This is a genomic window from Amycolatopsis sp. SB7-3 (assembly GCF_041021335.1).
Classification (GTDB): domain Bacteria; phylum Actinomycetota; class Actinomycetes; order Mycobacteriales; family Pseudonocardiaceae; genus Amycolatopsis; species Amycolatopsis japonica.
In genome coordinates this window covers 322357-338210 of record NZ_JBFPJQ010000004.1, presented here as the reverse complement: position 1 = coordinate 338210, position 15854 = coordinate 322357, and the positions used below count along the sequence as shown (strand labels likewise).

Here is a 15854-nt window from a genome sequence, read left to right as displayed (position 1 = left end):
GGCATGACAAAAGCTCGGAACAGAGCTTCGCAGGTCGGATGTCAGGACACGGTTAGCGGGTGCGTTTCACCTCGCCGCGGAACACGGCGTCCAGGTCGTAGCGGGCGACCTCGTCGAGCTGGGCGTAGGTGCAGGAGTCCGGTTCGCGGTCGGGGCGCCAGCGTTTGAACTGCGCGGTGTGGCGGAACCGCGACGGATATCCACCTTCCGTGTGTTCGTAGCCGACCTCGACCACCTTCTCCAGCTTCAGCGGCACCCACGGGGCTTCTTTGGCCTTCCATCGGGTGATCCCGCCGGGGATCCGCTGGTGCTCCCGCACGTTGTCGCCCAGCCAGGGGTGATCCGCCCCGTCGGTGATCAGCGGCGCCAGCTCCTCGGCCAGTTCACGCCGCCGGGTGACCGGGAACGAGCCGACGACACCGGGATGGTGCAGCACGCCGTTCTCGTCGTAGAGCCCGAGCAGGAACGAACCGACCAGCTCACCCGGTTCGCCGTCGACGTGCCAGCGCAGCCCCGCGAGAACGCAGTCGGCGGTGCGTGAGTGCTTGTACTTCAGCAACACGCGTTTACCCGGCGTGTACGGCTCGTCGAGCGGTTTGCCGATCACGCCGTCGAGCCCGGCGCCCTCGAACAGCTCGAACCAGTGCCGCGCGACCGCGGGATCCGCGGTGGCCGGGGTGAGATGGATGCCGTCGGAGGCCAGCTTCTCCAGCCGTTCCCGCCGTTTCGACGTCGGTTCGTCCAGAAAGGACTCGTCGCCGAGCGCCAGCAGGTCGAACGCGATGAACTCGGCCGGGGTCTGCTCCGCCAGCAGCTTGATGCGGCTCTCGGCGGGGTGGACCCGGTCGGTGAGCGCGTCGAAGTCGAGCTTCCCGCCCCGGGCGACCACCAGTTCGCCGTCCAGCACGATGCGTTCGGGCAGCGCCGCCTTCAACCGCTCGACGACCTCGGGGAAGTACCGGTTCAGCGGCTTCTCCGAGCGCGACTGCAGGGTCAGCTCGTCGCCGTCGCGGAACACCAGGCAGCGGTAGCCGTCCCATTTGGGCTCGAACAGCAGCCCGCCGGAATCGGGGATCGCCTTCGCCGGTTTGGCGAGCATCGGTTTGACCGGCGGCGTCAAGGGAAGCGACATGACGGCCATTCTTGCCGCACCGGCGCGGTCAGCGCACCCGTTGCGGTGCCGTCGTGTCGAGTTCGATCCGGACGGCGGTCGGCAGGACGTCCACCCCGAGCGATTCCCGCGCGCGGGCCAGCACGGTGTGGTCGAGCTGCTCCCAGACCCGTTTCAGGTCGGTGCCCTCGACGAGCCAGAGCGTGATGCGCAGCGCCGGGTTCTCCTTGTCGCCGACCGCGCGGACCCGGGCGCGCCCGACCCCGTCGACCGTCTCGGCGTCGAGGCGGACGGCCTCGGAGATGGCCGAGGAGGTGACCACGAGGTCGTCGTCGAGTTCGAGGTCCGGGCGGCCCTCCGGGCGCAGCGACCGGAAGAACCACCACAGGCCCAGCCACAGCAGGAGGACGCCGAGCACGATCGCGCCGACGCGGCCCGCGAGTGCGTGCCGCGACAGCCAGTCGAGGGCGATCGGGTCCACGAGCGGCCGGTCGGCGCGGTACGTGCCGAGCCAGCCCGCCCCGACCACCAGCGCCGCGGCCCCGCCGAGCAGCGCGAGGAGTCCGATGAGGACGGTCAGCGTCCGTTCCGTGCCGGTGGACCGGCCGAGTGCCTTGGCGGAGACCGAACGGGTCATCGGCGGTCCTTCGGGGAGTCGACGACAACCGACACCTTCGGCCGTCGCACCAACGGGACGTCGTCGAGCAGACCGGAGACCGTCTCCAGCAGCCGCGGCCGCAGCGCGCCTTCGGTTTCCAGCCTGCTCGTCGCGCGGACGCGGATCTTCTTGGCGGTGGCCGTGACCTTCGCGCCCACGACGTTGTCCTGCGCGCGCACCGTCACCCCGACCAGCCTCGCCAGCGAACGCGGCGACGTGGTCACGCTGACCTCGTTCGCCGGATCGGTCAGCCGGATGGCGCGCCGCCCGGCCGAGGCGGCCGCCAGGATCAGCAGCAGCCCGACGACCGCGACGGCGATCGCCAGGTATCGGACTTCGGCGGTGTTCCAGGACAGCTCCGCGAGCCTGTCGCGCCAGTCGTCCCAGGGGACGAACAGCGGCCCGCGTCCCGGCCGCCACCAGCCCCAGCCGACCTCCAGCGCCAGCAGGACCCCGGCGGCGGCCAGCGCCAGCCCGAGCAGGGCCGACAGCAGGCGGACGAACAAACGCATGCGGGTGCTCCTTCTAGCGGACGCGGGGCGCGATGTCGGGCAGGAGCGCGGAGACCGTCACCGAGATGTCCCGGACCTGGTACGAGGTGATCCGTTCGACCTCCTCGGTGACCCTGGAGCGCAGGTCGCCGACGATCCGCCGCACCGGCGCCGGGTAGTTCAGCGCGACGTCGAGCACGAGATCGACGTCGTTGCCCTCGCCGCCGACCTTCGCGCTCGCGCCGTGTGTCCCCAGCCCGAGCCCGGCGATCCGCCGCTCGGCGCGCGTGGTCCCGTCGACCTGGTCCGCGGCGTGCTGCGCGATCTTGCGGACCACGGACGGCGCGATGGTGAGGGTGCCGCGGTCCTCCGGTTCGGCCGGGAGGGTCATTTGTCGCGGCCCCGGCCGAACAGGTCGCCGAGGTCGAGTTCGCCGTCGAGCACGCGGCCGAGGACGAGGCCGATGACGCCGACGGCCAGCGTCACCAGGAACGCGGTGAAGCCCTGGGTCGCGGCGAGGCCGAGGATGAGGCCGGCGAGCAGGCCGGTCTGGGTCCCGTTCATCACTCCACCCGCGAGGTCTCGGTCTCGCCGCCGTTCTCGTCGGGCAGGTGGATGTCGTTGACCGCGATGTTGACCTCGATCACCTCGAGGCCGGTGATCTGCTCGACCTGGCCGATCACGTTGCGGCGCACCGCGCGCGCGACGTCGACGATGCGCGCGCCGTATTCGACGACCACGTCGAGGTCGATCGCGGCCTGCTTCTCGCCGACCTCGACCGAGACACCGGACGTGGTGACGGTGCCGGAGCCGGGGATGCGCTCGCGGATCGCGCCGAAGGCCCGCGAGACACCGCCGCCCAGGGCGTGGATCCCGGTCACCTCGCGGGTGGCGAGACCGGCCACCTTCTGCACCACCACCGACGAGATCGTGGTCTTGCCGGCGGCTCCTTCCTCGTTGAGCGACGACCCCGCGACCGGGGTGTCGGGCTTGCTCGCGCTCGGCTGCGCCATGAAGTTCGCTCCTTCTCGCACCGGTGCCGCGCGACCTGCGCGCGCGGCGATCCCTACGCTCTCACCGACCTGGACACACGCGCACGCCGAGCCGTCACGCGATGTCCCCCGGATGGGGTAATCAGTTGCGGTTCAGTCCGGGTGGACGTCGACGACGTGGACGTTGATCGTGGGCGGGGCCGAACCGAGCTGGCCGGACAGCGCCGCGCCGAGCCGGTGCCGCAACAGTTCCGCGACGCCTGCCTCGACGCCGAACCGGATCGTCACCAGCACCTGGAGCACGTCCTCTTCGAGCGCGACGGCCGAGACGTGGACCCCGCCGAGCTCGCGGCCGATCTCGGCGGCGAGGCTTCTGGTCATCAGCACCAGCGCCCGTTCCGACACCTGGGTCCTGCCGCCCGACGACGGCAGATCGAGCGGCGCGGTGGTGTGCCCGCCGCGGACGCCGCCGACCGAGCGGAGCACCCGTTCGACGAGTCCCGGCGGTGTCGGTACCGGACGGCTCGCGGCGGCGCGCACCTGCTGCCACCGGGGGTCGTCGCGCGGATCCTCGCTCATCACCGTTCCCCGGGTCGGAAGTTGTCGCCGAGTTTCGCCAGCAGCGCCACCCGCGCGCGGTGCAGGCGGGCGCGCAGAGCGGGCACGCTGACTTCCAGCACCTCGGCCACCTCGTCGTAGGTCAACCCTTCGAATTCTCGCAGAATCAGCGGGATCCGCTGGCCGACGTCGAGTTCGGCGATCGCGCGCAGCACCCTTCCGACCTGTTCGGCGCTCACCACGTACCCCTCCGGACCAGGCACGACGCCCGCGTCGCCCTCGTCGAGCGGCACCGTCGGTTTCCGTCGGCGGACCACGCCGAGCGCGCCGTTCGTCGTCACCCGGTAGAGCCAGGTCGACACCGCGGATTCGAACCGGAAGCCGGGCAAGGCGCGCCAGGCGGAGAGCCAGGCCTCCTGGACGACGTCCTCGGCCTCCGACGAACTGCCGGTGATCCGCAGCGCCACCCGGTACATCCTGGCCGTGTGCCGCCGGACCAGGATGTCGAAGGCACCGTGGTCCCCGGCGGCGGCCCGGGCCGCCAGTTCCTCGTCCGGAACCGGCGCGGCCTCGCTCACCCGCTCTCCCGGCGGCGATAACGCAACATGGTGAAACCGTCTTCGAAGAGCACGGACGCGAGGTCCATCCGCCGTGGTTCCGGGGACGGGCGGCCGTCGGCGATCCGGCGTTCGCCCGCGCCCGCCAGCAGCGGGGCGACGGTCAGGCACAGCTGGTCGACGAGGTCGGCCGCGATCAGGTCGGCGAACAGCGCCGGCCCGCCCTCGCAGTCGATCCGGCGCAGCCCGCGGTCGTCCAGCAGCGCGAGCGCGCGGTGCAGGTCGACGTCTTCGGTCCCCGCGACGAGCACCTCGGCGCCCGCGCGTTCCAGCGCGGTCCGGGGCGCCTTCTCGGTGGTGATGACGATCGGCGGGACCTTCGTGTCGGTGAACAACGGGCCTACGGGGTCGAGCTCACCCGAACGGGTCACCACGGCGATCGGCGGCACCTCGGACAGCCCGAGCGCGACGCGGCGGGCGGCGCGTCCGGGAGTGATCCGCGCGCCGCGGTAGCCCTCGGCGCGCGCGGTGCCGGCGCCGACCAGGATGACGTCGGAAAGCAGCCGTCCCATCAGGAAGATCCGCTTGTCGGCGGGGGAGGAGAGCCCCTCGGACAGCTCGTCGACCGCCACCGCGCCGTCCGCGGAGCTGACGAAGTTGACCTGGACCCAGGGGCGGGCCAGGTCTTCCGGATACCCGTAGAGCCGTTCGAGGTCGCCGTCGGAGACGGGTTCCGCCGGTGTCGTTGGCCACAAAAGCTGCACACCGCCATCCCAACACGCGCCCTACGGCACCGCTGAGCGGGGGATACGCCCGGTCAGGGAGAGTGAACCCGCGACGACGGTGCCGTTACCCTCGGCGAATGCCCGCCCGCCTGATCGATCGCCGTCCGGAGCTGTCCGCCGACGAGCTGATCACCGCGCTCGTCCCGCCGCCGAGGTTCGACGCGGTCCGGTTCTCCACCTACGTGCCCAATCCGGACGAGCCGAGCCAGGCACAGGCCGTCGTCGACTGCGGCGCGTTCGCGAAGCGCGTGGCGGAGGCCTCGAACCGGAAGCCGAAGTCGAAGCTGCGCGCGTTGTTCGGCGGCGGGGACGAGGCGCCGTCCGGGCCGATGGGGCTCTACCTCGACGGCGGGTTCGGCGTCGGCAAGACGCACCTGCTCGCCTCGACGTGGCACGAGACGCCGTCGCCCAAGGCGTACGGGACGTTCGTGGAGCTGACCCACCTCGTCGGCGCGCTGGGGTTCGCCGAGGCCGTGCGGCGGCTGTCGGAGCACCGGTTCCTGGCGATCGACGAGTTCGAACTCGACGACCCCGGCGACACCATGCTCGTCACGCGGCTGCTGCAGGAACTGATCTCGGCCGGGGTGTTCGTCGCGGCGACCTCCAACACACTGCCGGACAAACTCGGCGAGGGCCGGTTCGCCGCCGCGGACTTCCTGCGTGAGATCCAGTCGCTGTCCGCCCGGTTCGGCGTCTGCCGCGTGGACGGCCCCGACTACCGCCACCGCGGGCTCCCGGACGCGCCGCCGCCCGCGAGCGCCGAGGAGCTGGAAGCCTCCGCCGCCGCGCATCCCGAGTCCACAGTGGACGATTTCGACGCGCTGTGCGACCACCTCGGCAGCCTGCACCCTTCGCGCTACGGAAGGCTTCTCGACGGCGTGACCCGGGTGCACCTGCGCGACATCCACCCGGTGCCCGACCAGAACGTCGGACTGCGGCTGGTCGCCTTCGCCGACCGGCTCTACGACCGCGCGATCCCGCTGGTGGTCTCGGGCGAGCCGGTGCCGGAGCTGTTCACCGAGGAGATGGTGAACGGCGGCTACCGCAAGAAGTACCTGCGCGCCGTCAGCCGTCTGACGGCACTGGCGCGCGACGCCGTGCAGCCCAGGTGAGCAGGACCCACGTCGCGCACACGGTCGCGACGGCGAACAGCGTGCCGCCCACGACGTCGGTCAGGTAGTGGTAGCCGAGGCCGATCATGCCGATTGTCACGCCGCACAGCACCACCGCGCCCACCGTCGCGATGACCGCCCTGGCGACGCCGGGACGGGCGAGCAGGACGAGCACGGTCAGCACCGCGACCAGCGCGACGGTATGCCCGCTGGGGTAGGCGAGATAGGTGTACTTCCAGCGGTCGAAAAGCGGTTTGAGCACCCAGGTGTTCGCGAGGATCGCGACGAGCGGGCCCACGATGGTCAGCACCGCTTCGAGCCTGCGCCCGCCGACCAGGCACAGGACGGCGGCGAGCACCGCGACCGGGATCAGCACGTAGGCCTCGGTCGGCAGCACCAGTAGCCGCAGCAGGTCGGTGTCGGGGCCGAAGGCGCGCTCCACCCAGCGCGCGGCGAGTTCGTCCGGACCGGCGACACCTCCGCCGGAGACCAGCACCCCGAGCACGACCATGATCACGGCGCACGTCACCGCGACCAGCCCGTACGGCGCTCTTCCGCTCATCCGGCGAGATTACGTGACGGGCGATCAGTCACCATGCAAGGACGGCTCGCGAAGACGAAGGGGGCTTTCGATGCGGATCAGTGTGGTCGGCGGCGGGGTGATCGGGCTGAGCTGCGCGCACCGGCTGGCGGGGGCCGGGCACGACGTCACGGTGGTCACCGACGCCGGTCCGGGGGAGACGACGTCGGCGGTCGCGGGTGGCGTGCTGTTCCCGCCGCTGGCGGCGAACTCCGACCGGGTCGACCGCTGGACCACGACGAGCGTCGAGGAGTACCGCACCCTCGGCGCCCCCGGCGTCCGCATGCTCCGGGGGACGTACGTCGTCCCGCGTGAGGCGGCGCTGCCGTCGTGGGCGCTGTCCATGCCCGGCCTCGATCACGAACCCGGACGGCTCACCTTCACCACCGCGCTCGTCGACACCCCGGTGTACCTCGACTGGCTCGCCGGTGAGGTCGCCGCGCTGGGCGTGCGGACCGAGTACCGCACCGTCTCGCGCCTGGACGACCTCGACGCGGATCTCGTGGTGAACGCCGCCGGGCTCGGCGGGGGACGGCTGGCGGGCGACGGCACGGTGGTGCCGGTCGGCGGCCAGGTCGTCCACCTCGCCGATCCGGGGCTGACCGAATGGATCGTGGACGGCTCGACGCCGGTGCTGCGGCACGTGATCCCGCACGGCCGCCACGTCGTCTGCGGTGGCACGCAGGAGCCCGGCCGCGATTCGGTCGAGCCGGACCCCGGCGTGACCGCCGACATCGTGCGCCGGTGCCGGGAACTCGTGCCCGCGCTGGCCGACGCGCCCGTGCTGGGCGCGAAGGTCGGCTTGCGTCCGTTCCGGCCCGAGGTGCGGCTGGAGCGGGACGGCCGCGTCGTGCACTGCTACGGACACGGCGGTGCGGGGATCACCGTCGCCTGGGGCTGCGCCGACGACGTCCTGGCCCTGGTCTGAACCCGCATTTAGTCCTCTGAATGCGGTGGACGATCGGTACAGGGGTCGTGAGTGGCGTTTCGGGTTCTAACCCGAAACGCCACTCACGACCACCGCGAGGGGCTGCGCGAAGGCGCCGGATCGGTTGCCCCTGCCCGCATTTAGAGGACTAAATGCGGGCAGGGGGTCAGAGGGCGCGGAAGGTCTCGAAGTCCGCTTCGGTCTGATCCGCGTACCGCATGGCGTAGGCACCGATGGCCTCATCGAGGTCTTCGTCGTCCTCGAAGTAGCCCGCCAGCATCCGCGGATGCAGCGACCGCGCGTGCGCCCGCGCCAGCAACGCGCCGGCCAGACGGCCGTAGTCGTCGAGGTGGTCCTTCTTCAGCTCTGCCGGATCGATGTCGCCTTTGAGGTTCCGGAACTGCCGCACGATGTACGGCACGCCGTCGATGGTCGTCCAGCCGAGCAGGATGTCCGTTTCGGCCTGCACGAGCCGCGCGCCTTCGACGATCCGGCGGCCTTCGTGCTCCGGGGCGGGCAGGCCGAGGAACGGCGCGAGCGCCGACGGGTTGGCCTGTTTCACCTGCAGGACAAGGTCTTCGCCGGAGTTCCCGTGCAGCAGCGCGACGTAGCTGCGCAATCCGACACTGCCGGTGCCGACCACCCGGAAGGCCACATCGGACACCCGGTACCGCGAGATCAGCGTCCGCCGCGACTCGCGCAGCGTGTCCACATAGGACACCAGACCGGTCACGACGGCTTCGGCGGTCGCGTCGTCGACGTGCGTGAGCACCGGCGGGTCTTCGACGAAGCGGTGCCGTTCGAGTCCGGTCTCGTGGTCGTCGATCCGCCTGGTCCACTTCGCGGTGACCTTGGCGCTGGTGTTCTTCCGCGCCTTCTCGGCCGCTTCCTCGAAGTCGTCGATCAGGTCGTGCGCGCGCACCTTGCTCAGCACCGACGCGTCCGGCAACGCGTTCCACGACCGCAGGAACGGCAGCTCCGCCAGCCCCCGGATGGTGCGCCGGTACGACTTCACCGCGTCTTCGGCGGCTTCACGACAGCCCGATTCGCCGATGCCGCCCTCGCGACCGGCCAGGACGAGACTCGCGGCGAGCCGTTTGAGATCCCACTCCCACGGGCCCGGCACCGATTCGTCGAAGTCGTTGATGTCCATGACGATCTGGCCTTCGGGCGTGCCGTACAGCCCGAAGTTCGCGGCGTGCGCGTCGCCGCAGAGCTGCGCCGTCAGCCCGGACGCCGGCGAACCCGCCAGATCGGCGGCCATCAGCCCGGCCGCCCCGCGGTAGAAGGTGAACGGCGACGCGAGCATGCGCTCGCGCCGCAGTTCCACCAGCTCCGGCAGGCGGCCTTCGTTGCTCCGTGCGAAGAACTCCGCCACACTCGGCCGTCCTTCGCCCGCCGCCGCGTGATCGTGCGCGGACGTCGGCGCCTCGGCCCGCAGCGCCTTACCCCTCGCGGACCAGTCCTCCGGCGACACCGTCTCGGTGCCGACCAGCGGCCGCTCCACCCACTCCCGCTCTGCTCCCATGGACAGGCAACGTACAACCCGTCCGAAAGGTTCACCGCGTCTTGACGACCTCCGTGATCGCGTCGATACCGCGGTCGAGTTCCTCGCGGGAAATCACCAGCGGCGGCGCGATCCGCAGCGTGTGGTCGTGCGTCTCCTTGCACAGCACGCCGCGTTCGGCGAGCGCCGTCGACGCCTCGCGGCCGGTCGGCCCGCCGGGCGCGATGTCGATGCCCGCCCAGAGCCCGCGCCCGCGGACCTCGGCGAGCCCGTTCCCGACCAGTTCGCCGAGCCGCGAGTGCAGGTGGGCGCCCAGTTCCCGCGAGCGCTCCTGGAACTCGCCGGTCTTCAGCAGACCGACCACGGCGCGGCCGATCGCGCACGCGACCGGGTTCCCGCCGAAGGTGGAGCCGTGCTCACCCGGCCGCAGCACGCCGAGCACGTCCTTGCTCCCGACGACGGCCGAGACCGGCATGATGCCGCCGCCGAGCGCCTTGCCCAGCGTGTAGACGTCGGCACGGACGCCCTCGTGGTCGAGCGCGAGGACGGTGCCGGTGCGGGCGAGACCGGACTGGATCTCGTCGGCGATCAGCAGGACGTTGTGTTCGTCGCACAGCCGCCGCGCCTCGGCGAAGTAGCCGGCGGGCGGCACGATCACGCCCGCCTCGCCCTGCACCGGCTCCAGCAGGACCGCGGCGGTGCGCTCGGTGATGGCGTCGCGGAGCGCTTCGGCGTCGCCGTACTTCACCGTGACGAAGCCCGGCGTGAACGGGCCGAAGTCGGCGCGCGCGGTCTCGTCGGTGGAGAAGGACACGATGGTCGTCGTGCGGCCGTGGAAGTTGGAACCCGCGACGACGATCTCCGCGGTCCCGTCGGGGACGCCCTTGACCCGGTACGCCCATTTCCGGGCGATCTTCACCGCGGATTCGACCGCTTCGGCGCCGGAGTTCATCGGCAGGGTCATCTCGGTGCCGGTCAGCTCGGCGAGCTCCCGGCAGAACAGCCCGAGCTGGTCGTGGTGGAAGGCGCGCGACGTCAGCGTCACCCGGCCGAACTGCTCGACCGCGGCGGCGATGAGGCCGGGGTGGCGGTGCCCGAAGTTCAGCGCCGAGTAGCCGGAGAGGAAGTCGAGGTAGGTCTTGCCCTCGACGTCGGTGACCGAGGCGCCTTCGGCGGTGGCGATCACCACGGGCAGGGGGTGGTAGTTGTGCGTGCTCCACTGCTCGTCGAGCGCGATGAAGTCGGCGGTCGTCATGCGTTCAGGTTAGATGCCCATCCGGCTGCTTTCATCCGGGAAACGTTGCTTTGACCCGTTGTTCGTTGCGTATCGACTCCATCGAGTGGCGAAATCGTGCAGAGGCGTACTCGATCACCGGAGGCGCGGGACCCGGACCGCGGTTATCGTCGCCGGATGGCGAAAAAGGACACCGTCTCCGTCCGGGACACGCTGAGGATCGGCAAGGGCGGCGAGCGGCACCATCCGGGCTCGTTCCCGATCGGGCCGACCAAGAAGCCCAAGGGGCTCAAAGACCTCGCGGAAGCTGGGAGCAGGCTCGCCGAGCTGCAGGAGGCGTTGTACGCGGAGGGCGTCGGCGGCGGGCACCGCAGCCTCCTGCTGGTCCTGCAGGGGATGGACACCTCCGGCAAGGGCGGCACCGTCGGCCACGTCCTCGGCCTCGTCAACCCGATGGGCGTGCGGTACGCCGGGTTCAAGAAGCCGACCGCGGCCGAGGCCCGCCACCACTACCTGTGGCGGATCCGCAAGCAGCTCCCCGTGCCGGGGCAGGTCGGCGTCTTCGACCGTTCGCACTACGAGGACATCCTGGTGCCGCGTGTCCAGAAGCTCGTCCCCGCGGCGGAATGGCGCAAGCGCTACGCCGAGATCAACGCGTTCGAGAAGGAGCTGACCGAGGCGGGCACGACCATCGTGAAGGTCTTCCTCGACATCTCGCCGGAGGAGCAGCTGAAGCGGCTCAAGGCGAGGCTGGAGACCCCGGCGAAGTGGTGGAAGTACAACCCGGCCGATCTCGACGCGCGTGCCCAGTGGAACGACTACCAGAAGGCCTACTCCGACATCTTCGCCAAGACGTCCACGGCGGCCGCGCCCTGGTACGCCGTCCCCGCCGACCGCAAGTGGTACCGCAACTGGCTGGTCGCGCGGCTGCTGATCGAAACGATCGAGGAGATGGACCCGAAGTTCCCGCCCGCCGACTTCGACCCCGAGACCGAGCTGAAGAAGCTGGAAGGCGTTGGCGTCCCCGGTTGATCGTCTGAGAGAGTGCGGTCGTGACCGACAACAGCCTCGAAGATCTCCCGTTCCTCCGCCGTCAGGCCCGCACCCAGCGCTTCACCCTCGGCGCACCCAAAGAGTTCAAGGTCTCCCCGGACGGCTCCCGCATCCTGTTCCTGCGGTCCGAATCCGGGACCGACCCGCGGCACAGCCTGTGGTCGTTCGACGTCGCGTCGGGCGAGGAGACGAAGCTGGTCGACGCGGCCGAGCTGCTGCCCGGTGAAGAGGACCTGCCGCCGGAGGAGCGTGCCCGCCGCGAGCGCAGCCGGGAGACCGGCGGCGGCGTGGTCGGCTACGCGGTCGACGACGCCTTCACCGTCGCCGCGTTCTCGCTCTCGGGCAAACTCCACACCCTCGACCTGACCACCGGCGAGGTCGCGGTGCTGGTCGACGGTTCGGTCGTCGACCCGCGGCCCAGCCCGGACGGCACGCACGTCGCCTACGTCCGCGACCGGCGCCTGCGGGTGATCGACCGGGCGACCGGCGAGGACCGCGTGCTCGTGGAGGAGGCGGGCGACGACATCGCCTGGGGGCTCGCGGAGTTCATCGCGGCCGAGGAGATGGGCCGCACCCGCGGCTACTGGTGGTCGCCGGACGGCAAGAGCCTGCTCGTCGAGCGGTCCGATCGGGCGGCCGTGCCGCGCTGGACGATCGCCGACCCGGCCAACCCGCAGTCGGCCGCCAACGTCGTCGCGTATCCCGCCGCGGGCACCACGAACGCGGACGTGACGCTGGCGATCCTCGGCCTCGACGGCTCCCGCGTCGACGTCACGAAGACCGGCTGGGAGTACCTGGCCGCGGTGCACTGGTCCGCCGCGGGCAAGCCGCTGCTGTCGGTCCAGTCGCGTGACCAGCGGAAGCTGGAGATCCAGGCGGTCGACCCGGCGACCGGTGCGGTCGAGGTGCTGCACACCGAGACCGACGAGCACTGGGTCGAGCTCGCCGCGGGTGTCCCGGCGTGGACCGCCGACGGCCGTCTGGTGCGCGAGAGCGCCGCCGACGGCGACCACCGGCTGGTCGTCGACGGCGTGGCCGTCACCCCGCCGGGACTGCAGGTGCGCTCGATCCTGCACGTCGGCGACGAGGTGCTGTTCAGCGCCTCGGAGGCCGACCCGACGCAGATCCACGTCTTCCGCACCGAGGGCGGCGAGCTCCGTCGTCTGTCCACTGAGGACGGTGTGCACGTCGGCTCCGGGAACGCTTCGCTGACCGTGCTCTCGTCGTGGAGCCTGGAGCGCAGCGGTCCGGTGGTGACCGTCGTGTCCGGCGAGAAGACGTTGGCGCGTATCGGTTCCTACACCGTCGACCCCGACGTCGTGCCGAACCTGACCTGGCTGACGCTGGGGGAGCGGGGCCTGCGTGCCGCGCTGGTGCTGCCGACCGGGTACGAGGAGAGCGAGGGCAAGCTCCCGGTGCTGCTCGACCCGTACGGCGGCCCGCACGCCCAGCGTGTCCTGCAGACCCGGAACGCGTTCCTGACCCCGCAGTGGCTGGCGGACCAGGGTTTCGCGGTGCTGGTCGCCGACGGGCGCGGGACACCCGGCCGGGGTTCGGCCTGGGAGAAGGAGATCGCGGGCAAACTCGCCGATGTCACCCTCGCCGACCAGGTCGACGCGCTGCACGCGGCGGCCGCGCTCCATCCGGAACTGGATCTGGAACGGGTCGCCATCCGCGGCTGGTCCTACGGCGGCTACCTGTCCGCGCTGGCCGTGCTGCGGCGTCCCGACGTCTTCCACGCCGGTGTCGCGGGTGCCCCGGTGACCGACTGGTCGCTATACGACACGCACTACACCGAGCGTTATCTCGGGCTGCCGCAGGAAGAAACGGCTTCGTACGAGCACAACTCGCTGATCGCCGGCGCCGGTGACCTCTCGCGGGCGCTGCTGATCGTGCACGGACTGGCCGACGACAACGTTTTCGTCGCCCACTCGTTGCGCCTGTCGTCGGCCTTGCTGGCCAAGGGACGCGCGCACGTGTTCCTGCCGCTGGCCGGCGCGACACATATGACGCCGCAGGCCGAAGAGGTCGCGGAGAACCTGATGCGCACGCAGGTGGACTGGATCGTGCGTGAGCTGTCCGGTGCCGCGGTCAAGAGCGAGGAGAACGCATGAAACGGTGGGGCATCACCATTCCGCTGACCGGGGTGCCGCTCGCGGCGCACGAGGAGATGGTGCGGGAACTGCCGGATCTCGGCTACACCGACGCGTGGTCGGCCGAGACGGCGGGCCACGACGCCTTCACGCCGCTGGTGCTGGCTTCGCAATGGGCGCCGCAATTGCGGCTGGGTACCGCGATCGTGCCGGTGTACACGCGCGGGCCCGGGCTGCTGGCGATGAGCGCGGCGACCGTCGCGGAACTGGCGCCCGGCCGGTTCGTGCTCGGCATCGGCGCGTCGTCGCCGGTGATCGTGAAGAACTGGAACGCCGCCGAGTTCGAGGCGCCGTTCAAGCGCTCGCGGGACACCCTGCGGTTCCTGCGTTCCGCGCTGGCGGGGGAGAAGGTCACCGAGGAGTACGAGTCGTTCTCCGTCAGCAAGTTCCGGCTGGAGCGGCCCGCCGACCCGCCGCCGTCGATCATGCTCGCCGCGCTGCGGCCGGGCATGCTGCGGCTGGCGGCGAAGGAGGCCGACGGCGCCATCACCAACTGGCTCGCCGCCTCCGACGTGCCGAAGGTGCGCGCGGAGATCGGGCCGGACGTCGAACTGGCGGCGCGGATCTTCGTTTGCCCCACCGAGGACAAGAACGCCGCGCGGGGGCTCGGCCGGATGCTCATCTCGAGCTACCTGACCGTGCCGGTGTACGCGGCGTTCCACGAATGGCTCGGCCGCGGTGAGGCGCTCGCGCCGATGCACGAGGCGTGGGCGGCGGGCGACCGGCAGAAGGCGAACCAGGTCATCCCGGACGAGGTCGTCGACGACCTGATCGTCCACGGCAGCCTCGAATCCTGCCGCGAGCAGGTGCAGTCCTATGTGGACAACGGGCTGACGACGCCGATCATCGCGTTGTTGCCAACGGGGGAGGACCCCTTCGCGCACGTGCGGGGCCTCGCTCCCCGCTGACGCGTGTCATGAAAGGGCCGTTCAGGACATCTTTCGTCCTGAACGGCCCTTTCATGACATCCGGGGGCGGCTCAGGCGACGTTGAACAGCTCGTCGTACCGCGACGCCATCATGTGCGATCCCTTGATCTCCGACGTCGTCGCCGCGTCCAGGACGCCGACCTCCTCGGCGTAGGTCGCGCCCCCGGAAGGCCCGAGCGGCAACGAGATCATCGGCCCGCCCGGCGTGTGCGTGCGCAGCTCGCCGCCTTCGATCAGCGCCCGGATGTTGGCCACGACGACCTCCGCGTGGTCACCGGCCACCTTCGCCAGCTTCCCCTCCGGCAGCGCCGTGATGTCGCCGAGCGCGAACACGCGCGGCTGCCCCGGCAGACGCAGTTCGGGCGTCACCTCGACCCGCCCGTTCGCCTGCCGCGCGGCGGCCAGTTCACCGTCGAGGTACGCGGTGTGCGGAGCGCCGCCGTAGCACTGGAACCACAGGTCGGCGGTCACCTCGCCGCCGCCGGTGAGCCCCGAGGTGAACGTCTTGGCCTGCCCCGGTTCCGAGACGGGCGTCTCGGCCAGTGAAGTGCCGAGCAGGAGTTCGACGCCCAGGTCGTCGAGCTGACGGCGGATCTCGGCGCGGAACTCGTCCGGGAAACCGGCCAGGATCTCCTTCGCCGGGTCGACGATCGTCACGGTCTTCTCCGGCCACACCGCCTTGATCTCGCCCGCCAGTTCGAGGCCCACCGGGCCCGCGCCGAGCAGCAGCACCTTCCCCGCTCCCGCGAGTTCCTCCCGGGTGGCGCGGATCTTCGCCTTCGCCGAAGCGCTGTCGTGGAAATCGATCTTCGCCGGGAACGGGTACGCCGAACCGGTCGCCAGCACGACGTAGTCCGGCGCGAGCCGCTCACCCGACGCGAGCGTGACGCCGCCCTGGTCCACGCTCACCGCGCGGTCGCGCAGCACCCGTCCCCGTTCGAGAAGCCCGGAGTACGGGTAGAAGAGCCGATCCGTCCACTCGGGATCGACGAGTCCGCGCAACGCGGCGACGTGGTGGACGAAGTCCTCGCGCGGCTCGACGAGCACGACGTCGGCGAACGAGTCCAGCTCCTTGGCGACGGTCGTGCCGCCGTATCCCCCGCCGATGACGGCCACGGTCGTGGTCATGAGATCCCCTAGTTCGTAGTGCGTAATGTTGGTACTACGAACTACAGTAGTTCGTACTCCGAACGATCGTCAAGTAGAC

At 70.9% G+C, this 15854-nt stretch carries 18 protein-coding genes; 5 read left to right on the top strand and 13 right to left on the bottom strand.

Features of this window, described 5'->3' with window-relative positions; all coding sequences use genetic code 11:
- Window positions 1-52: 52 nt before the first annotated feature.
- The 9 genes from AB8M46_RS29140 to AB8M46_RS29100 all read right to left on the bottom strand — a co-directional run bounded on the left by AB8M46_RS29140 (window position 53) and on the right by AB8M46_RS29100 (window position 5131).
- Window positions 53-1132, bottom strand: coding sequence for an ATP-dependent DNA ligase (locus AB8M46_RS29140; protein WP_350593565.1), 1080 nt, complete (start codon window positions 1130-1132; stop codon window positions 53-55).
- Window positions 1133-1160: 28 nt separating this feature from the next.
- Window positions 1161-1748, bottom strand: a complete 588-nt coding sequence (locus tag AB8M46_RS29135) for an alkaline shock response membrane anchor protein AmaP (RefSeq protein WP_360132913.1) — start codon at window positions 1746-1748, stop codon at window positions 1161-1163.
- Window positions 1745-2281, bottom strand: coding sequence for a DUF6286 domain-containing protein (locus AB8M46_RS29130; protein WP_125736439.1), 537 nt, complete (start codon window positions 2279-2281; stop codon window positions 1745-1747). The genes AB8M46_RS29135 and AB8M46_RS29130 overlap by 4 nt, the downstream gene beginning before the upstream one ends.
- Window positions 2282-2294: 13 nt before the next feature.
- Window positions 2295-2651, bottom strand: coding sequence for an Asp23/Gls24 family envelope stress response protein (locus AB8M46_RS29125; RefSeq protein WP_037343833.1), 357 nt, complete (start codon window positions 2649-2651; stop codon window positions 2295-2297).
- A complete protein-coding gene (locus tag AB8M46_RS29120; protein WP_005157087.1) occupies window positions 2648-2824 on the bottom strand; it encodes a hypothetical protein in 177 nt (58 codons plus the stop codon). The genes AB8M46_RS29125 and AB8M46_RS29120 overlap by 4 nt, the downstream gene beginning before the upstream one ends.
- Entirely contained in the window at window positions 2824-3273 is a 450-nt protein-coding gene (locus tag AB8M46_RS29115) for an Asp23/Gls24 family envelope stress response protein (RefSeq protein ID WP_037343835.1), read from the bottom strand. The genes AB8M46_RS29120 and AB8M46_RS29115 overlap by 1 nt, the downstream gene beginning before the upstream one ends.
- A gap of 132 nt (window positions 3274-3405) precedes the next feature.
- A complete protein-coding gene (locus AB8M46_RS29110; RefSeq protein ID WP_378429197.1) occupies window positions 3406-3831 on the bottom strand; it encodes a hypothetical protein in 426 nt (141 codons plus the stop codon).
- Window positions 3831-4388, bottom strand: a complete 558-nt coding sequence (locus AB8M46_RS29105) for an RNA polymerase sigma factor (protein WP_037343839.1) — start codon at window positions 4386-4388, stop codon at window positions 3831-3833. Before AB8M46_RS29105 ends, AB8M46_RS29110 begins: the two co-directional genes overlap by 1 nt.
- A complete protein-coding gene (locus tag AB8M46_RS29100; RefSeq protein ID WP_394362301.1) occupies window positions 4385-5131 on the bottom strand; it encodes a pyrimidine reductase family protein in 747 nt (248 codons plus the stop codon). The genes AB8M46_RS29105 and AB8M46_RS29100 overlap by 4 nt, the downstream gene beginning before the upstream one ends.
- A gap of 98 nt (window positions 5132-5229) precedes the next feature.
- Between AB8M46_RS29100 and zapE the strand changes: the two genes are divergently transcribed.
- Window positions 5230-6264 (top strand): cell division protein ZapE, encoded by a 1035-nt coding sequence (gene zapE, locus AB8M46_RS29095; RefSeq protein WP_378429195.1) that lies wholly within the window; start codon window positions 5230-5232, stop codon window positions 6262-6264.
- Here zapE and AB8M46_RS29090 read toward each other — a convergent pair.
- Window positions 6218-6826 (bottom strand): phosphatase PAP2 family protein, encoded by a 609-nt coding sequence (locus tag AB8M46_RS29090; protein ID WP_394362300.1) that lies wholly within the window; start codon window positions 6824-6826, stop codon window positions 6218-6220. The genes zapE and AB8M46_RS29090 overlap by 47 nt on opposite strands.
- 70 nt (window positions 6827-6896) lie before the next feature.
- On the opposite strand from AB8M46_RS29090, the gene AB8M46_RS29085 reads away from it, so the two are divergent.
- Entirely contained in the window at window positions 6897-7772 is an 876-nt protein-coding gene (locus AB8M46_RS29085) for an FAD-dependent oxidoreductase (RefSeq protein ID WP_394362299.1), read from the top strand.
- 166 nt (window positions 7773-7938) lie between these two features.
- Here AB8M46_RS29085 and AB8M46_RS29080 read toward each other — a convergent pair whose 3' ends face one another.
- Window positions 7939-9300: a DUF2252 domain-containing protein gene (locus AB8M46_RS29080; protein ID WP_125736434.1), complete on the bottom strand. Its 1362-nt coding sequence runs from the start codon at window positions 9298-9300 to the stop codon at window positions 7939-7941.
- 31 nt (window positions 9301-9331) lie between these two features.
- Window positions 9332-10534, bottom strand: a complete 1203-nt coding sequence (gene rocD, locus AB8M46_RS29075; RefSeq protein WP_037343845.1) for an ornithine--oxo-acid transaminase — start codon at window positions 10532-10534, stop codon at window positions 9332-9334.
- A 156-nt stretch (window positions 10535-10690) separates the two neighbouring features.
- On the opposite strand from rocD, the gene AB8M46_RS29070 reads away from it, so the two are divergent.
- From AB8M46_RS29070 to AB8M46_RS29060, 3 genes are read left to right on the top strand one after another with little or no spacing between them, the layout of a single operon-like run.
- Complete coding sequence (locus AB8M46_RS29070) at window positions 10691-11545, top strand: PPK2 family polyphosphate kinase (RefSeq protein ID WP_394362298.1); 855 nt, start codon at window positions 10691-10693, stop codon at window positions 11543-11545.
- Between the two features lie 20 nt (window positions 11546-11565).
- The gene (locus tag AB8M46_RS29065; RefSeq protein ID WP_394362297.1) at window positions 11566-13680 is read left to right on the top strand and encodes a prolyl oligopeptidase family serine peptidase; all 2115 of its coding nucleotides are present in this window, start codon (window positions 11566-11568) and stop codon (window positions 13678-13680) included.
- A complete protein-coding gene (locus tag AB8M46_RS29060; RefSeq protein WP_394362296.1) occupies window positions 13677-14627 on the top strand; it encodes an LLM class F420-dependent oxidoreductase in 951 nt (316 codons plus the stop codon). Before AB8M46_RS29065 ends, AB8M46_RS29060 begins: the two co-directional genes overlap by 4 nt.
- A 71-nt stretch (window positions 14628-14698) precedes the next feature.
- On the opposite strand, the gene AB8M46_RS29055 is transcribed toward AB8M46_RS29060, so the two are convergent.
- A complete protein-coding gene (locus tag AB8M46_RS29055; protein ID WP_394362295.1) occupies window positions 14699-15775 on the bottom strand; it encodes an NAD(P)/FAD-dependent oxidoreductase in 1077 nt (358 codons plus the stop codon).
- Between the last annotated feature and the right edge of the window lie 79 nt (window positions 15776-15854).